The organism is Sphingomonas sp. GW821-FHT09B04 (assembly GCF_059418285.1).
On record NZ_JBWKPO010000005.1, the window covers coordinates 160,997 to 179,291 of the forward strand.

Here is an 18,295-nt window from a genome sequence, read left to right on the forward strand (position 1 = left end):
TCAGCGCCGCAGCTCGTTGTGCAGCGCAAGGATGTCGGCTTCGGATTTGGCTAGAAGCGGGACGCAGCGGTCGAGCAGGTCCGGCTGTTCCCACAGACCCGTTCGTGGATCTCCGCCAGCAGCCAGGAATGCTGCGATAAACTGCAGCAACTCGGCGCTGCTCGGCGGACGTTCGAGCTGACCGCGGTCGCGCAATCGTCCCGCCAGCTCGACGACATCATCCAGGAGGGCATGTTCACGCGTGAGTATGCCGAGGAAGCGCCGCTCGATCAGCTCCGCAAGTTCAGGGCCGCTTGGCGGCTGCAGATGGAGAAAGGCGCAGCGCCGCAAAAAGGCGTCGGGCAGCAGCTGCTCTGCGTTGGTCGTGATGATCAGGATCGGGCGAAGATGATCGGCCGGCGACGGTGTCTCTACGCCGCCAAGCTCCGGGATGCGGAAACGCAGATGGTCGAATTCGTGAAGCAGGTCATTGGGAAAGTCGCGCGGCGCTTTGTCGATCTCGTCGACAATCACGACGGATCGCTTGGGTATCGCCTTGTGGTCGTTCGTCCGCCCGAAACGCCCACGCTGCCCGGCTGGCAACGCGTTGACGATTGCCTTGCCGAGCGGTTGCAGCTCGATGAACGGCTCCACGTCGCGCATTTCGTCGGTCTGGGCCGCATGGAAGTGTCGCAATGCATCATAGCGGTAGAAAAGGTCGCGGGCTTGGCTTGAGGATTTGGTGACGAAAACCTCGGGCGGATCGAGACCAAGTTCATGCGCGACTGCGAAGCCCAGCTGGGTCTTTCCACTGCCCGGATCCCCGCTAACCAGCAGCGGCATACCCATCAGTATCGCGACGTTGACGGCATCGCGTGTCTCGGGCGAAGGACGGTACCCCGCGGGATCCACCAGCGCGCCGCGCGCCGGATCCGCAACGGTAATGGCCACTGGCTGGTCCGCGCGAAGACCATCGCCGCGATACCAATTCAGAATGTCGCCCCCCGCTACGCTCATCGCGGCGACGCTCGCTCGCTCGCGTCGGTGACACGCATTGCGTGCGCAGCCCACCGCATCATCTTCATCGATCGTCCCCCCGCAAAATCATCCTGCAGCCGATCACGCACCCTCACGCTTTCCGCGAGGGACACGGTTCGTCCCAGCTCCTCATCAATCCATCGTTCAACGCAAGGCCAGGCGACGTCGCCAAACGGGCGGAGCGGCACGAGTTCCACACTCCTGGCTTGCTTTGTCGCCTGAGCCAGCGTGCGGGTGATCCAGCGTTGCGGCCCGGTGTCGCGCCGCGTCACGGCCCTGACCATTGCGGCGAGCCTTCCGTTTCCGCCCGACAGATCGAGGCGAATATCGAGAAGCGGCAGCAACCGTGCCTGCGGGTCAGGCGCGCGATAGCGCTCCCACAGCGCGCACCACAGGTCGAGTGTCCGTTCAAGATGCGATGGCGAGGCGACATGACCGTGGTCAACGCATGCATAGATAATGGCGGCGCGGGGGAAGGGTGCTCGGTAATTGATCGATGCGATAAGGCAGTCGAGCGTATGCGGGTCGGCAGTGCCGGGAGATGGCAAGTTGATATGGATCTTTTCCCAGGGACCGGTGCCGTGGAGATCCGGCATGATTTGCTCTCGCACGACTTCGGCGAACTTGTCCGGGCAGTCCTGGCCTGTGCCAAGCAGGACCGGCAACCGCATGGATGGAGCTGCCATTGCTGTGCCCTGCATCGCAAATCGGATCGCATCGCGCTGGGGGTGCCGGTCGGCGAGAAAGGGTGAGGCCCTGGTTGCGCCGCCGAGCTTGTGGCGAAGCCGCTGAACAATCGGTACCGGCCGCGCCGAAACCAGTCCATTGAGCGTCTCGATGAGGTCATCGATTTCGTCGCAGCCCTGGCGGGTAAGGCGGTATGGTTCGCTTCGACCACGCACAAACGCCTTGACGCATTGGCGCATGCCGACAAGGTCGGCTCCCTGGCTGAGTTCCTCGGCGCTGAGCGCCAGAGGGTAGACTGGCACGCCAAGATAGTCTTCGAGAAACTCAGCGATTGAAAGCTCGGCCTGAACCTCCGGCCGCGCGCCGCTCAGGCTCGCGGCGGATACGACCGCCAGGACCGCGACCGATCGAACCATCGCGTCATTGCGCTGGGGTTTCCAGTTGCTTCCCGGACGAATCGTTGTGCGCAGCCCGACGCCCGGCCTGGTCAGCCGCGCTAGGTCAGGATCGTTCCAGTCATCGACGAATAGCGGGATGCCGGCGGCTTCAAGGCGCGCCAACACGGGCGCTAGACGCGCTTTGTCGAGCTTGGAATGCAAGACGAAGACGTGATTGATGACGTTCCCTCCCCGAAGCCAGTTTAGTCAGGCGGTCGCTGATTCTGGAAGAGGTAAACGCGATAGTCAGCGGAACCTCTAAAAACGGCTGCGCCCCGTCAGCCCATTAGTAGCTGTAGCCTGGAAGCGCCCAACACGCAGTCGAACAGGGCCGTGCTTGCCTTTGGCTTGTTCTCGAAGAGATCGCCTGTCTCGGTCAGGATGACGGCAACGCCGACGCGCCGGTTCTTGGTCGAGGCCTCCCTGCCCATAAGCGCTAACCTCGCGCCGATGCATCCTCCCGATGGCGGGCCTGAATTCTCCGCTTTCTGGTCATTCGCTCCTGGCAGCTGTCGCAGCTGCTCGACGGCCTCGTCGCTCCTGGATCCGATCCCGTCGGAACAGCGGGCGGCTGCCTGCACTGGGCGCGCCGCGGCGTCCCGCAACCCCGGCGAGGCCGGGGTCCTCCGCTGGCGCTACGGCCGTGCGGTGCGGCCCGCCGCTTTGGACGCGCCGTGCTGCGTTCCGCCGCCCGCTGTTCCGGCGGGCTGCGTAGCGATGGAGTTGCGGAGATGCGAAGCGAGCGCGAACGGGTCCATGATGCGGTGGCGACGTTGCCCTTGTGGCCGCGCGAGGTCTACTGGCTGAGCGCGGTCGAGGGGCTCGATCACGAGACGATCGCTGTGCGGCTTGCGATCAGTGTCGCGGATGTCGAATGGCTGCTCTCCCGGGCACTGGTCCTTCTTGTCCTGCATCTCGGCAGTGACGATGAGGGAGGGGAGGGATGATTTTCCGCGTCCGGATCGGAGGCGCCAATTGTGCGAATTCGTCTCCGCTGGCTTGCATAAGCATGGGCGCCGTCTAGGATTCTTGGATCATGCGGACCGATCTCGATCATCTCCCGGCTGCCAAGCAACGCGAACTTGAACGCGTGTTGCAGATCCTGTTCGAAGCGTTCGAGGAGGCGCGCGCGCTCGCGACCCAGGACTGGAAGAAACAGGGCCGCATCCTCAAGGTCATCCTCTACGGCAGCTATGCGCGCGGCGGCTGGGTCGACGAGCCGCATACCGCCAAGGGCTATCGCTCGGACTTCGACCTGCTCGTCATCGTCAACGACAAGCGCCTGACCGACCGCATCGATTATTGGTCGGGCGCCGACGACCGGCTGATGCGCGAGCACGACATCACCAAGACGCTCAAGACCCCAGTCAACTTCATCGTCCATTCGCTCCAGGAGGTGAACGATGGGCTGGCGCACGGGCGGTATTTCTTCATGGATATCGCCCGCGATGGCGTCGCGCTTTATGAGAGTGATGACCGCAAGCTGCGCACGCCCGTGCCTAAGACGCCCGCGCAGGCGATGGCGATGGCGAAGGAGTATTTCGAGGAGTGGTGTCCGTCAGCGATGCAGCGCTTCGCCGGCTCAAAGTTCTATATGGAGCAGGGCTATCTCAAACCTGCTGCCTTCGAACTCCATCAGACCACCGAGTTTCTCTATCACTGCGTCCTGCTCGTGCGGACCTTCTATACGCCACATGTCCACAATCTGGCCTTCCTGCGCGGTCAGGCCGAGAAGCTCGATCCGCGGCTCACCCATGTCTGGCCATCCGGTCGCCGCGAGCGCGCCATGTTCGCGAAGCTCAAGGAAGCCTATGTGAAGGCGCGCTATTCCAAGCACTATCGCATTACGATGGAGGAGCTGACCTGGCTCGCCGAGCAGATCGAGGAACTGGGTCGCGTCGTGCATGCGGTCTGTTCGGATCGCATCGCCGACCTTGAGCGAGAGGCGAATTCCACAACTGGCTAGACTAGCGCGCGTGGTAGTCCTTGCCGGGCCCCGGCGCTGCCAACCTTCCCAGCGCCGAAATCCCGACAAACGCGCCGCCGGCGACACAGAATAGCTGCCGCCAGATTTCGGAGGGCACTGCCTCTTTCGTAACACCATGAACGAGCGCGTATCCTGCTACGGCAGCGGGCGCTACGAAAACCAGTGCAACGACTACGCGTAGAATCGGCGAGTTCAGCCTCTCGAAAAGAACGGCAAGGATGCCGAAAGCCGCGCCAGCCGCGATCAGTCCAACCAGCCCTGCACCAAAGAGACCAGCGCCTGTCTGGTAGGCGAACTGCGCAGCGGTCAACCCGAGCATGAAGGGCAGGGCATAGACAGCTAGTGTATAGGCAACGACGCAAAGCATTGCGATCAACACAACGCTAATCAGGATCGCGGCGATCATGACTCCGCTCCTCTACGATCACCAGTGACTGGCATTGCCGTGCTCCATTCCCGGCAAGCAGACTTATGATGGCGACATGGTCTTGCCCTGTCGACTTGTAATACCACACGAAAGCCTCGATCCGTCGGCTGGGAGTGTCTCTATGTCTCCTGGCGCCCTCATTGTTGTTATGGAGCGTATCTTCGGCTGGGCCTGGAAGCTGTCGTTCGTTCACGATGCTGCATTTGTCACTGATCGGGTGACCAGCGCTTTGCGCAGAAGCGACAACGGTCCATTTAGCGCTGGTAGCTACCTGTTCGTTGTCAAGGTTGTGTTCGGTGTGTGCTCGCCAATTTGCGCACTGGACATGTGCTAGACCGCGCCTACCATTGCCAAATGGATGCGGCCATGCCGCGAGGGGGAGAGTCTCTGCTGTGGCGCTGGCGCCGAACGCCACCCAGATAACCGTGCGGGAAGTGATCGCCAAGTTCGAGGCCGAGTTTGCCGCGGTCGGGCACGCTCTGGAAAATGGCGAGTTCGCGTTATGGGTAGGTTCGGGGATATCGCGGCGCGCGCCCGATCTCGGGATGCTGATCGCGCGCGCAGTGGAATATCTGCGCGAGCGCGCGATCGATCCGGCGACGGCGGCTGCCTATCTGCCCGCCCTCAGGGAAGCGATCGAGTTGGGAGGCCAGGACCCCGCGGCGCTTGAGTTTCGATACGCTGAACCCTTCGTGACCTGGCCCGAGAGCGACGCGATCGTTAACGGCGCCTGGAACAATTATTCACGGGTGCTGGATATCCGCGTACTGGGCGAAGCGAGCGACTTCATCCTTTGGAACGCCATCGATATCCGCGATGCTTTCGCGAACGCTGCGCCACCCGCTGCGCAGCATCTATGCATCGCGATTCTTATGCTCGAAGGCGCGGTGCGCACCATCGCGTCCGCCAATTGGGACGGGTTCATCGAGGCGGCGGTCGAGCGGCTCAGCAACGGGCTTGCCGGTGTGCTGCAGGTCGTGGTCGATCCCAACCAGATGCGCGACCCGCCGGGTCGCGCCCAACTGCTTAAATTCCACGGGTGTATCCACTACGCGACGCAGGAGCCGCTCGTCTTCCGTCAGTATCTGACTGGCAGCCGGACGCAGATCATGGAGTGGCCGGAAGCGGCACAATTCGCTGCCATGTGCAACGCGGTCGTCAATGTAACGACCAATCAGAAGGCGCTGGTGTTGGGTTTGTCGATCCAGGACAACAATCTTCAGAGCGTCTTCACGCGTGCGAAGCAGGTCAATCCCTGGCCATGGCCCTGCGCCCCGCAGGCGCCTGCGCATGTCTTTTGTGAGAATGAGATCAAGCAGGGGCAGCGCGACGTCCTGCGTATCGTCTATGGCGACGCCTACAACGACAATGTCGCCGATATTCATGCGAGCTCGCATCTGCGGGCCTGGGCTGAGCAAGTGCTGATCGCCCTCGTCTTGAAGCTCCTCGCGGACAAACTGGCGGGCTTTATGGCGCTGTTTCTCGACGGCGCGGGCAAGGGCGGTATGGCTGCAACGCTCACTGCCTCGCTTAACGCACTCCGCGACGAAGTTGCGGATCTGGCAACGATCGATGCCGCCGATGGGAGCCGCACCAAGATTACCGAGGAAGGAATCGCGGTTTGGTCACGCATGCTGTCGATCTTCAGAACTGGAGCCCTCCCGGCAGCGCCCGAAGCCTATGAGCTTTTGAGCGCGCTTCCGCCCAATTTGCTCGCCGGGGACGCGAACGCGCAGGCCATGGGGCTCGGACGGCTGGCAGTCGGCTTGGCGCTGCTCCACCACGGCATTGCGACAGGCCACTGGAAGCTCGGCGGGCCGGCTAGCCTAGAGTCTGTCGCGGGCGCGTTCCGCGCCATGGCGACGCATGCTGGTGCGATCGAGCGGCCTGTGTTCCTCGTCAAATCTGCGACCGATGCAATCGCGCTTCAAAGCCAGGGCGCCTTCGCCAACGACAATGCCATCGTCGTGCATGGCGATGACACATGGCACCGGATGGTGAGCACCACCGGGAGCCCCCGTAGGGTCCGGGGCGCGCCAGGCCGGACGGGCCATGTAGGAACCGCGCACATCAGCCTCGGTTATCTGGTCGAACAGTGCGATGATGCGGATGCGCTACAGCAGGCATTTGTCGCGGAGATGATCCTTTGAGTGCCGCACCGCTTATTCGCGCTATTCAGGGCAGGCTTCGCGAAGCACAGTATCGTGACATCGCGACGCCGTTCCGGATGGCGGGCGTCGAGTTCGCCTTTACAGCGGCGATGCGAGGCAATGAAGGTCGCTCGCTGGACCTCATTCTGCTGTTCGACACGACCACCGGAGATTTCGGCGACCGGGAAGCGGCGCGTGTGCGTCAGCGGGTCGAGGCGTTGAGCCGCGCACTTGATGTCACGGGCTCGCGCTACGTCGTGACGGCGATCCTCGCGGGCGCGCTACTTGCCGAGACGATCGAGGCACTGGCCGAGACGTGTCGCGTGCTTCAGGTCGAAGGCATCGCGATTGGCGCCGACGGCAAACCGGGCGACGAAGCGGCGGTGCGGCAGCTTGAGGATCAGATCCGCGTGCTGCTCCCGCTCAGGCTTCCCGACGCAACCGCCGAGAGCCAGGACGGAAATGGCCCCGCGATGGACCAACTAGTGCGTGCGCTGCCAGCGACCAACAAAGCGCTTCTCGATGCCGTGATCACCGCGTCGGAGCATGGCGAGCAAGCCGTCACCGACGCAGCCGGGCTCGCCGCTGGTGCACCGTTCCGCAGCAACGAGGAGGCGGATCCGTCATGACTGCGTTGATCCTCAAGGAACTCGACATCACCAACTTCCGAAGCATCCGCGGCCATGTTCATGCGCCGTTGGACGCTAAGGTCGTGCTCATCCACGGCGAGAATGGTGCGGGCAAGACGAGCCTGCTCTCGGCGATCGAATTGGCGCTCACTGGTAGCGTGCAATCACTATACCGTGCCGATGCCAGCTATGCGAAGCAGCTGCTGCATCGCTCGGCCGCGCAAGGAAGCGTGCTGCTCAAGACATCTGGCGCTGTGGGCGAGCAAAGCTTCGAGACACGCCTCGACGCCAAAGGTGCGACCGCCGTTGGCAAGCTCGAACAACGCCTGGCGGCGTTCTTCAGCGAACGCGCTTATTTGCCGCAATCGCTGCTCGGACAGCTGTTGCAGATCTATCAGGAATCGGGCTCGGACGCGGATTCCCCGCTTGCAAAGTTCGTTGGCAAGTTGCTCGGGCTCGATCGGCTCGATGCGCTGGAGGCGGGCCTCAAGCCGCTGGTCGATGTCCGCAATGTCCGCAAAGTCGTGGATGGCTGGAGCAGCGCCGAAACAGAGAAAACTCGGCTCGAACGCCTGGTGGACAGCCAGCGCAAGTCGCGGAATGGTGTCACCGAGAGTCTGATAGCGGAATTCGCGCCGCTGAAGGTGATCTTCGCACAGATCGCGCCCGAACTTTCTGTCAATGAAGAGTCGCTCGACGCGCTGACAGTCGCACTCGACGACAAGGCCGATGCGGCGGCGTTGGAGAAGCTACTCGATCATGTGCGCGAGCTCGGAGCGATCAGGCGCGAAATCGCCAAGGCGCAGGAAAGTGCAGAGGAGCCCGCGGAGCTGCCCGATGCCGATGTGTCGGCTGTCGTCTATCAGCGATGGGAAGCGGGCGACGGCGCTCGGGTTTCCGTCTTGCGCGCACGCGTCGAACGGCTGCTCCCCGACGCGTCGCTGCCGAGCGAGCTTGGCCGGTTTCCGGAAGAGGCGCTCGCCAAGCTGCGTGCGGCTGCCAAGGAGTTGACCGATCGGGCAACGCAGGCACGGACCGACAGCGCCCGTCGTGCTGCCGGGGAATCTGAGCGCGACACGGCGCTCGCCCAGCGCAGCACGATCGATGCGGAGGTCGGCTCGATATCAAGCGACTCCGGCAGCCTTGCTTCCGCGCTGGCGGAGCTGACGAGCTTCGTGAACGATGAGATCTGCCCAGTCTGCGACCGGGGTTTCAGCGAGGTAGGAAAAGGTACGCTCAGCGAGCATGTTCACGCCAAGGTGCGACGACTGTCCGGATCCGCCGAACGGTTGCTGGCGCTCGGCCGCTCGCGCGGCGAGGTGCAGCTGAGCATCGAACGGCTTGAGCGCGAGATCGAGGCGCTGACGTCCCGCATCGTGGACCCCAAGGAGCTGGCGGACCTCGACCGGCGGGCAGCGGATCTGGAAGCTGCGGCGGCTGAACTCGAGAGCCTTGCGGAGGCTTTCCGCGAAGGCGGCCGGCTGCGCAGTCAAGATGTGGCCGCGCGCCGGGCGGTCACCGAGGCGCAGTCGCGCACCGCAGCGCTGCTGGGCGCACGGGAGACACTCGACGGCTTTGCGCGCACGGTCGGTGCCGCTGAGGCGGGCGAAGGCGAGTCGTTTGAGGCGGCGGCAGGTCGGATCGAACTCTTGCTGATGACCGAGAATAAACGGCTCGGCGACCGAGTGACGATGCGCCGCAAAGGCTTGGAACATTTGGCCACTATTCGCACCGCATTGGCGAGGCGCGCGGAGATCGATGCCGGGATAGACAAGGATATGACGGTTTGGCGGCGCGCCGACAGCGCGCTTACCCGAGCGCAGGGACTTCGCGACGAAGGCATCTTGATCCGCAATGCCGTCGACCGCGTGCGCTCGACGATCATCCGACGTGAGTTCAACGACCGGCTGAATTTCTTGTGGCGCGATCTCTTCGTCCGGCTGGCGCCGGCCGAGCCGTTCGTGCCGGCGTTCCGCATTCCGCCTTCGGGCACACAGCGGCTGCAGCCCAAGCTGATCACGGAGCACCGTTATGGAGGCGACGCAGGTGGCACGCCGGGTGCGATGTTGAGCGCCGGCAACCTCAACACCGCCGCGTTGACGCTGTTCGTCGCACTGCATTTGTCGGTGCCGAGGGAACTGCCCTGGCTGATCCTCGACGATCCGGTGCAGTCGATGGACGATGTCCATATCGCCCATTTCGCAGCTTTGCTTAGGACCCTGTCAAAGGAGCACGGCCGCCAAATACTGATCGCAGTGCACGACCGGCAGCTTTTCGAGTATCTCCGGCTGGAACTGAGCCCTGCCTTCGCCGAGGACAGCCTCTTGACGCTCGAGCTGTCGCGGAGCCAGCGGCGCGATACCTTGTGCAGCCATGAGCGCTACTCCTTCAAGGAGGAAACGGCCCTTCTGGCTGCCGCCTAGCGAGAGCCCGGCGAGTGTCTTACAGCAGGGCGGGCGGGATGAGCCGTAGAAGCATCGGTGCGCAAATGTCCATGCTCGTCGTTCAGCGGCACAAGCCTCAGTGACCCGAACTCGGTCCATGAGACTCAAGCATGGCCTTGAGTTCGGTGAAATCGCGCAATGACATGCGGTATTCGATCTTCGATGCCTCTGCCCTCGCATCCTTGGTGAAACGAGATGTGGTCAGCACCATACCGGCATTAAGCTTTTCGAGATCGACCACAGCGTGAAGGTTGCGGATAACATCGACCCTGACGGGGTTGTCAGGCGCATAGCGCTTGCACTCAACGGCGTAACGGAAGCTTCCCATGATGTCTGAGCGGGCAACGTAGAGATCCTTGCCACCGTCGCGGGTCGCCTTGGTGAGCTCTACCTCGAAGCCTTCCCGCTCGAACAGTTCGGCTGCAAGCTGTTCGAATTCGCGCGACGTCAGCTCGAAGACGAGTTCGGGGCGAACCGTTACTTGATGAAGCATGGCGCTAGTTACGAACCGAACGCGCTCGACTATCGTGCGTTCATCTCGAGAGCCGCGTCGAAGCGGGCGCCCGTCTGGACCGAGCAGGCATGGTCGGTCGATGGGGGAGAGTAGCGTGCCTAGTTGCCCGATAGGGCGATCGGGATTGCGCTGCCAGACCTCGATGAGAGTTGCGAGGATAAATGGCGAGCCGCGAGTTTGGTCCCACAGCGCTTGGGCGTCGACATCAGATATCTCGAATTTCAGCGTGTTGCGCAATAGCTCGCGGAAAGTCGCAAAACGAAAGCCGTCGGACGAAATCGCAGCACCAAGTCCAAGCGAAACGCGGCTGATAAAGAGGAACCGGAGATCCCAGGGCCCCGTTTCCATTCGACGGACCGCTTCCATCGTGTCGCTTGGATCGAGACTCTCGGCGCGGTCAACCACAAGCAGCCCGGGTCCATCAAACGATCGGAAGCGATCTACGAGGCTATCGATGTAATCGGTGAGTCGTCCTCCGGGATAGCCTGCGAAATCAACGATTCGATCCCCGAACAGGTATCGGGCGTGCTGCGTGTACATGCTCGCGAGAGTGGTCTTACCGGTACCTCCCGGCCCGACAATCTCTGCAATGCGGGACTTGATTAGGATCTCGCCGAGAGCCGAGAGTTCCTCGGGGCGATTCACAACCGAATGAACGAAATCGCCCTCCATACTGTAGTCGCTGATGGGGGATTGCAGGTCAACGTGAGTATGCACGGGTCCATCATTCCGCAAACGGGGCATGTTGCCTAGGTACAATCGATTGCAGCTAGATAGCCTTCGAATTACCTGATCACGGTGGGAGCAGATGTTCGAGGTTCGGTCGTGAATTTCAAACCGGATCGTCACGTATCTTCGCCGTCGCTTGCTTAGGAAGGGCTGCTATTCGCTGCTCACCACCGCAAACCCGCCTGTCACCTTACGGCCCGCGAGTTGCTGGGCCGCTTTCGTCGTCGTAGAAAAGGGGTGTCGTACCGCCAGAAGCTGGGCGGACGCTAAGCGTGGTCGCGCCCGGCCCCACTCTCCAGAGTCTCGAGTTCGCTGCGCGCGGCTTCGATGAAAGCCGCTTTCGCTTTGAAATAGTTGCTTTCCTCAAGCTTGGCCTCCGCGCTGATCGAGGAAAGACAAGCGTCGCTCAGACCCCGTGCCACATCGGTCACGGCCTTCGACGAGAGCATTGAGATTTCGCCGAAGAGCAGAAGGAGCGGGCTCAGATTATCGATCGTCTTCTCCCCCTTGGCGATGACCGTGATGTGATTGCGATCGGCTTCAGCGAGGAACTTCGCATAAAGCCGCTGGCGCTCGAGCAGGCGCTCGCGAACTAGGGTGAGCTTCCATTCGTGCGAACGCATTCCGCGGCCAGTGAAATAGCCGGCGACGGTGGCGGCCAGAGCGACGATGAGGGATGTGACGGCCGTCACGACGATCTGGGCAAGGGGTAAGGACATTGTTCCTCTTGGCCGGACAGGAGCGTCTGCTGCAATGCCGCTCAATCCGAAATGGATACTTCTGTCTATTGCCCCAGCACCTGCTTGCCGACCACCGCGGCGCCGGGAAGGGCAGGGCGACCCAATCTCAGAGCTCGGGCTTGCGCGACTTGCGCGGTCCTGCAACCTGTCGGCGACAGCGATAGGCGACGCGGGGCTTTCACCCGCTCGGCGCGATAGTCGAACATTCGGCATTGGCGTGATCGCCTGGGGGCAAGAACAACGGGTAGAGATGACCGATCAACCAGATACTCTGACCACGCCCGGCCGGGCACCCGCCGCTGGCGAACTTCGGGCTGTTCGCAACTTGACCGCACAGTACCGGGTTGCCGCCGCACTGGCCTATGACGCGCTGGTCAAAGGCGAACTAGAGTGGGTACGTCTCGTCGATCCCGATGCGGAGCGGCTGGACGACGTGATTATCGGCCGTCCCGGACTTCTCGACGCGTATCAGGTCAAATGGTCGCGCTGGAAGGGGAATGTCACCTTCAGGAAGCTGATCGACCCGACCAATATCTCCGGCCGACCTTACCCTTCTGCTTTCTCGTTGCTTGCCACCGGCTGGCAAGCCCTGCGCGTTCGCTATCCCGACCGCCATGTCCGCGTCCATTATCTGGCGCATGATGGGCCGTCCTCGTCGGACGATTTGCCAAATTCCAAGTCCGAGGGCGCTACCCATTTGCAAGCGTTTCTGGCGGAGGCGTTCACGCAGCGGTCGCAATGGTATGTCAATCCTACAGAGGCGATCGAGGTCTGGAAGGACGCGATCGATGCGATCGCGGTTTCGAGCGGACTTGACGTCGACGAACTGCCGCTCTTCCTTGCCGCCTGCGAGCTCGACCTGAATCACGATCTTCCGGCCCCCGGAGAGAATAGCACGCGCGCCCGCGACATAGAGCTGCTTGCGCAGCTCATGCTGCGCGCCGTCGTCGAAAGCCCGAGCAGCGAAGCGGTGACCTTGGATCGTGCCGCAATCATCGCGCGGCTCGGCTGGAGCAAACGTTTCGAAGCAGCGTTCCGGCACGAATTCCCGATCGACGAACGCTTGTACCGGCCGGTCACGGCGACGATCGACCAGCTGAATGCCGCGTTCGAAGCGCATGGACGTGGTTATGTCGCTGTGATCGGGCCTCCCGGCTCGGGAAAGTCAACGACGCTCACGCATACGCTGCGCTACCGGGAAGGAATTCGGCTCGTTCGCTACTATGCCTTCGTGCGCGACGATGCGCGGCAGGGACGGGGAGAGGCGGCTGCCTTTCTACGCGATCTATGCCTGGCGCTGGCGGATCATACGCCCCCCGGGTTCCGCCATAGCCCTATGCCGGAGTCGCTTGAGGGCTTGCGCGAATTGCTCGGTCAGCTCCTTGCCGGAATGCACGAGGAATGGACTCGCACCGGAGTCCGCACGGTCGTCCTGCTCGACGGCCTCGACCATATCGAGCGCGAGCAAAACCCGGTCCGGTCGCTCATCCATGAGCTGCCCCATCCCTCGACGTTGAGGGACGGCGTGATCTTCGTCCTAGGGACGCAGCAAGTAGGCCTGGACAGCGAGTCGGTCGCGCTTCGCCCGATCCGAGCCGAATTGGAAGCTCCAGGACGGAAAATCTCAATGGCTCCGCTGAGCCGGACCGATGTCTTTGAGATGCTGCCGATTGCGGTTCCACATCTTGCACCGGCGAATCTTGTCGATCGGGTTTACACCCTGACCGGCGGTCATCCCCTAGCGTTGAACTACCTTCTCAAACGCCTTTCTCGCGCTGAGGACGAAACCGCAGCAAGCACCGTCCTGGAAGCGGCGCAGACCTATCAAGGGGACATCGAGCAGGAATACGCGAGCTATTGGGATACGCTTGCCGACGAGACGGATATCCGGGAACTGCTTGCGCTGATCAGCCGCATGCGCGGGTCGATCGACCTGGACGTGGTACGCAAGCTCGCACCCGACGCCGCGCTGACGCGGTTCGTGAAGACGGCCGGCCATTATTTCCATCCAGAAACCCCCAGGCGCTGGATCTTCTTCCACAACAGCTTCCGCCAGTTCCTGCTGCAAAGGACCGGCGTCGATCCCTTTGGCCTGGCGGACCAGGAAAGATCCCGCGGCTACCATTCCCGGCTGGCCGAAATCGCGGGGGAAGTACCGGCGGATTGTCCATTTGGCTGGAACCGCATCTATCATCTTCTTCAGGCCGGGATGGAGAGGGAGGCACTGGCCGCCGCTTCCCAAACCGAGCTGCGCGCGCAGTTCCTTGCGCATCGCCCTATCGATGACGTTCGCGACGATATCCATGCATGCCTCAAGGCCGCCAGCGTCCAGGACGATCGCCTCGCGGCGCTTCGGCTGCTCCTCAGCGACAAGGAGATGGCAGATCGGGAGAGCGCTCTCAACGAGGTCGACACAGCCGGGCTCGCGCTTCGAGTGGCGAACCCAGAGAATTCAACCTTTGCGCTGTTCACCGGCACCGCGCTCAATGTCAGTCCGATGGACGCGATGGAAGCGGCAGCGGACCTGCTCGAGACCCAGCCGCTCCTGGCTCGCCGTACCTTCGATGCCGCCGAGCCGCTCCCGATGCTTTCCGGCGCGGTCGCCATTGAAGCAAAGGGCAATGATGAGATTTTCGCTTGGGCGCGATCCGCGTGGCGGTTTCGCCCGATCGTCGAGGTTCAGCGCGCGATTTTCCAGGTCCGGGTGGACCCCAGCCTTCCGGACTTAGCCCCCCCCTATGCCGCTGCCGAAGAGGAAGCGGCGGAGCTGCATCACAGCCTGTTGACGGCGCTGGCCGAAACCATACTCGCAGAGGGCACGAAGGCTGAGATCGAGGCGCTGGTCGCGTCGTTCGTCGCGATGGGGCACGCCGGCGAGGGCCTCCTCGACGAAGTGCGGCTCTGGCGTGCCCGCGCGGCCATCGATGGAAGGTTGGACCGGGAAGCCGGTGCGGAGGCTTTGGCGGCGCTAGTTCCAAATTTTCCCGCTGAGGAACCAGTCGACCGCGCGGATGCGGTCGGCCTCGCTGACATGATCGTTCAATTGCTGCCAGCGGAGCGGGCCGATCCCTATCTGGAGTTTGCGGACAGGCCACTCACCATCAGCGATCATCTATCCTATTCCGACAATCTCGCGACCGAACTTGAGCCTCTCTTGGTGCAAGCCCGGGTCATGGCTGCACGCGCGCGTCCAATGGATCCGGTGTCTTCTGTTCGGGCTGCCCGTGAGAAATGGGACGAAGGACTAGTTCTTTTCCAGCGCGTCCTCATCACGGTGGGGACCATGTGGGGGGAGGCGCTTCGCGGCGCGATCAGTCCAGCGTCTGAGGTAGCGCGACGTCTCCGGCCGGCAATTCGGTTTTTCAGAAGACCCAGGAGTGACGCGCATGCTTGGCATCACTGGAATCAGCTTCATCGTGCAGCGCCGCTGCTGATCGAAGGTGTCCTTGCGGCAGCTGAGGCTCACAGCCGCGAAGCGTTCCTGGCCGTAGTTGCGGCAATCGAAAACGATCGGCTCACCCTACCAGACCCCGACCTGACGGGCTGGAGCGTCGACATGGTCCGCATCGCAGGGATGAGCGCCTGGCGCATTGATGGCGATACCGCCCGCGCAATAGCGACGCTCGAGAATGCGGAGCAGAAGATCGACGTTCATTTCGAGCTTGAGGAGAGGGTTACCCTACACAGGGACATTTTGCTCGACTGGCTGGCTTTGGGCCAGCGGGACAGGGCGGTTCGAAGCTTCGATAATGTCCTGGCCACATCGTTCGGCGTCGGTTTCCACAAGGATTATCAGATGGGAACCTGGTGCGACTGGGCGTCCAGGCGTCTTCGGCTACGGAAGGCGGATGACGACGTCGCCGAGCTTGTGGCGCCGTTGCTCGATGCGCTGCCGACTCTGTTTGTCGCGGACCGGGGTGCCAACCGGGAGGATCCGAGCGTGGAGCTGCTCGCCGGTATCGCGGAAGCGGAGCCAGGGCTGGGATTTGCGGTCGGAACGGCTCTTATCCAGCAGGGCTTGTCCAGGCGTGCGATCGTTACAGCCGGCCTTCTCCGTGCGGCATTGGCAGGCGGTGCCGATGCGGAGGAGGAGGCTATCACCGCGATATCCCATCTGGTCGTTCCGTTCGACCTGTCGCCCGACCGCGAGCTCGTGCGTCGCCTTGAGATGATTGCGGCTAGGCCCACACCACCGGCCGCACTGGCTATGTTGCGCCGGGCGATCGCCACCAAGGCCAGTGCGGAAACCCGGCTGAGCTGGGCAGGCATCGAGCCTATGCCACCACGCATTGCAGTCCGCGACCGCGACGACGACTGGGACGGGGAAGAACCCAAGAATGTCTTGGTCGATGCCGACGGAACACAGCATGATTTGGCTGCGCTGGCTAGGGCGGCGGCAACGCCGGAAGCGCTGAGAAACCTTCTTGCTCGCGCAAAGGGCCGCGCGGCCATCGACTGGTCGAAGATACTCAGTGAGATTCCGGAGGGCACATCTCAAACGCTGGTCGGCGAAATTCTCGATGGAGTCGGTAAGTTGAGCTTGCGACCGACCTCGTTTTTCGCGGTCATAGCTTGTGGCGTCCGGTTCGGGTTGCGGGAGCGAGCGGCGACCATGGCCGAAACAAGCTTTGCCCATTCGAAAAGCTTTGGCTGGATGCAGTTCTACGATGGCGGGTCGAGATTGGCAGCGGCGCGCGCGATGGTGCTCCTCGATGGTGAGCTAGGGCGTCGCCGTGCATTTAGCATGCTGATCGAGGACTATCTTCAGGGCCTCAGTCCAGGTGAACTGATGAGCGCGTTGGACGAGGTTACCGAAGTATTGTTCGAAACCGTACCGGTTGTCGCGATCTGGTCGGAAATGCGCGAGCATGTCGGAGCCCTTGAGGAAGCAAAGGCTCCCGCGAGCATCCGGACTGCTGGTTTCGTTGCGCTTAGTGCGGTGGATCTTCCCTTGGCGCTGCTCGATGAGGCCCTGACGCACGCGGTCAAGGAAGTGGCGATCGAAGCGCGCAAGGGGCTAGTTGCCCTCGCGGCCCGCGGTGATCCGCGCGACACGGTACTTGTCCGGGCGAGGGAACGGCTCGCCGGCGATGAGGTGGGCCAACAAGTCGCACTCGAATTTCTGGTCTGCGCTGCAGTGTCAGCGCCGGATTGGGCGGTGCAAATGTCGGATACCGTTTCCGAATTCGCCTGGGCGCCCAATTCGATCCTTCGGGGTCTTGCCCAGCGTTACCTTTTGGCTTTGGGCCTCGAAATTCCCCCTAAGCCGCCGGAGCGGGCGCTACCGGCGATCTATGGTCTCGAGATACCGAAGGCGCCCATGCGGGATTCTGGCGGTTTCGGCTCGACTAGTGCCGCCGGAAATCCGCTTCCCGATTCGAGCGATCCGGTGGAATTGACCTACTCGGTAAGCGACGAGCTCACTTGGCTCGCGGATCGGACCGGGATCGCGCTTGAGATCCTGGAGCAGCGCGCGGTGCAGCTGATGAAGGCCATCGCTCCGCAGGAAAAATGGAGCAGGGAGGCGGAAGCGGAACTGCTTGAGCACATTAGGACGGTGGGGCCCAGAATGCCGTATCAGAGGCCGCGACCGCTCGTGGCCCATGCCGCCTTCGGACATCTGGTAAGCGAGCTCGTGGATGCCCGGAAGCTGAACTGGGGCCACGGATGGGTTCGATCGCGGCTGACTACCGTCGACGCCGTTTTATCCGTTGCGGAGCCGCGGCCCCGGCCTGATTGGCTTGCGATCCACGCGGCCGATACGCCCAACGAAATGCATCGCGGCCACTGGATTGACGGTGTCGCTGACGCGATACCGTCCGCCGACATGACTCCCGATGGCGGTTTGATCCTCGCCGAATTGACGATGACACGCAGCCTTGATCGTCAGCGCCCCGAGGAAGATCGCGCGATGCGGTTCGTTCATCCCCGGGAGCCCGCGCGGGGAGAGCCCGGATTTCAATGGTTCGATTTTCGGAGCACGCGCCTCGGCGAGGCCTATCCCCAGCTTGCCGGTCTCGACCGGCCGGTGCCCGTGGTGTCCGGCGGTGCTCTGCATGCATTCCAGAGCTTCCTAGCGCTCAACCCTCTCTTGGCTGCCGATATCGGGTGGCAGCCAGCTAAAGATGGGCTGTTTCGTTGGGTGGATGACCACGGTGCGTTGATGACCGAGAGCATCTGGTGGCGACAAGGAATGATAGCGATCAACGAATTCGTCGGCATGGATGCTGCGGCGTCCGAGGGTTGGCTTGTCATCGTGTCGCCTGCCGGTGTCGAGCCAGTTCGCTCGCGGCTGAAGCACTATGAGCGCGCCCGCGCCGCCCGGCGTTCGAATGGGCGGGCCGGAGGCGAACAGCTCGCGTATTCACGGGAAGCGGGCTGGACATAAGTATCGCGACTGCTTCCAGCCGGGGCGGAGATGGTCCAGTTCCGGCTGTCCAGCCGGTCTGGTTCACCATGTCGGCTTTCGCGGCCCAGAGCCTAAAGGCGGTGAGTCTACAGGCGGCTCAGATTCAACATTCTGACAATCGCATG

Annotated in this window: 11 protein-coding genes; 6 read left to right on the forward strand and 5 right to left on the reverse strand. The window is 62.5% G+C overall.

Translation table 11 applies throughout. The features are described from left to right. A complete protein-coding gene (locus tag AC07NK_RS16450) occupies nucleotides 1–996 on the reverse strand; it encodes an AAA family ATPase (RefSeq protein ID WP_495171692.1) in 996 nt (331 codons plus the stop codon). Beyond that, on the reverse strand, nucleotides 993–2,303 hold the full coding sequence (locus AC07NK_RS16455; protein WP_495171693.1) for a hypothetical protein: 1,311 nt from the start codon (nucleotides 2,301–2,303) through the stop codon (nucleotides 993–995). Before AC07NK_RS16455 ends, AC07NK_RS16450 begins: the two co-directional genes overlap by 4 nt. Before the next feature lie 569 nt (nucleotides 2,304–2,872). Here AC07NK_RS16455 and AC07NK_RS16460 point away from each other — a divergent pair. Next, nucleotides 2,873–3,088, forward strand: a complete 216-nt coding sequence (locus AC07NK_RS16460) for an RNA polymerase sigma factor (protein WP_495171694.1) — start codon at nucleotides 2,873–2,875, stop codon at nucleotides 3,086–3,088. Nucleotides 3,089–3,177: 89 nt separating this feature from the next. Then, nucleotides 3,178–4,107: a HEPN domain-containing protein gene (locus AC07NK_RS16465; protein WP_495171695.1), complete on the forward strand. Its 930-nt coding sequence runs from the start codon at nucleotides 3,178–3,180 to the stop codon at nucleotides 4,105–4,107. A gap of 1 nt (nucleotide 4,108) precedes the next feature. Here the strand turns inward: AC07NK_RS16465 and AC07NK_RS16470 are convergent, their stop codons facing one another. Beyond that, nucleotides 4,109–4,534 (reverse strand): hypothetical protein, encoded by a 426-nt coding sequence (locus AC07NK_RS16470; RefSeq protein ID WP_495171696.1) that lies wholly within the window; start codon nucleotides 4,532–4,534, stop codon nucleotides 4,109–4,111. Between the two features lie 413 nt (nucleotides 4,535–4,947). Here AC07NK_RS16470 and AC07NK_RS16475 point away from each other — a divergent pair, with 413 nt between their 5' ends. Genes AC07NK_RS16475 through AC07NK_RS16485 form a run of 3 tightly spaced genes read left to right on the forward strand, consistent with a single transcriptional unit; the run spans nucleotide 4,948 to nucleotide 9,757 of the window. Then, the gene (locus tag AC07NK_RS16475) at nucleotides 4,948–6,705 is read left to right on the forward strand and encodes an SIR2 family protein (protein WP_495171697.1); all 1,758 of its coding nucleotides are present in this window, start codon (nucleotides 4,948–4,950) and stop codon (nucleotides 6,703–6,705) included. Beyond that, nucleotides 6,702–7,334: a hypothetical protein gene (locus AC07NK_RS16480; RefSeq protein WP_495171698.1), complete on the forward strand. Its 633-nt coding sequence runs from the start codon at nucleotides 6,702–6,704 to the stop codon at nucleotides 7,332–7,334. The genes AC07NK_RS16475 and AC07NK_RS16480 overlap by 4 nt, the downstream gene beginning before the upstream one ends. Further along, nucleotides 7,331–9,757 (forward strand): AAA family ATPase, encoded by a 2,427-nt coding sequence (locus AC07NK_RS16485; protein WP_495171699.1) that lies wholly within the window; start codon nucleotides 7,331–7,333, stop codon nucleotides 9,755–9,757. The genes AC07NK_RS16480 and AC07NK_RS16485 overlap by 4 nt, the downstream gene beginning before the upstream one ends. Before the next feature lie 97 nt (nucleotides 9,758–9,854). Here the strand turns inward: AC07NK_RS16485 and AC07NK_RS16490 are convergent, their stop codons facing one another. Both AC07NK_RS16490 and AC07NK_RS16495 read right to left on the reverse strand, forming a co-directional pair. Beyond that, nucleotides 9,855–11,009, reverse strand: a complete 1,155-nt coding sequence (locus AC07NK_RS16490) for a restriction endonuclease (protein WP_495171700.1) — start codon at nucleotides 11,007–11,009, stop codon at nucleotides 9,855–9,857. Nucleotides 11,010–11,287: 278 nt separating this feature from the next. Then, nucleotides 11,288–11,785, reverse strand: coding sequence for a hypothetical protein (locus AC07NK_RS16495; RefSeq protein ID WP_495171701.1), 498 nt, complete (start codon nucleotides 11,783–11,785; stop codon nucleotides 11,288–11,290). A 226-nt stretch (nucleotides 11,786–12,011) separates the two neighbouring features. On the opposite strand from AC07NK_RS16495, the gene AC07NK_RS16500 reads away from it, so the two are divergent. After that, nucleotides 12,012–18,149 (forward strand): AAA family ATPase, encoded by a 6,138-nt coding sequence (locus tag AC07NK_RS16500; RefSeq protein ID WP_495171702.1) that lies wholly within the window; start codon nucleotides 12,012–12,014, stop codon nucleotides 18,147–18,149. The last annotated feature ends 146 nt before the right edge of the window (nucleotides 18,150–18,295 follow it).

Bases quoted from the DNA above. Each gene is read 5' to 3' on its own strand.
- AC07NK_RS16500 (WP_495171702.1), top strand. From the start codon at position 12,012: ATGACCGATCAACCAGATACTCTGACCACGCCCGGCCGGGCACCCGCC.
- AC07NK_RS16465 (WP_495171695.1), top strand. From the start codon at position 3,178: ATGCGGACCGATCTCGATCATCTCCCGGCTGCCAAGCAACGCGAACTT.
- AC07NK_RS16450 (WP_495171692.1), bottom strand. From the start codon at position 996: ATGAGCGTAGCGGGGGGCGACATTCTGAATTGGTATCGCGGCGATGGT.
- AC07NK_RS16460 (WP_495171694.1), top strand. From the start codon at position 2,873: ATGCGAAGCGAGCGCGAACGGGTCCATGATGCGGTGGCGACGTTGCCC.
- AC07NK_RS16485 (WP_495171699.1), top strand. From the start codon at position 7,331: ATGACTGCGTTGATCCTCAAGGAACTCGACATCACCAACTTCCGAAGC.
- AC07NK_RS16470 (WP_495171696.1), bottom strand. From the start codon at position 4,534: ATGATCGCCGCGATCCTGATTAGCGTTGTGTTGATCGCAATGCTTTGC.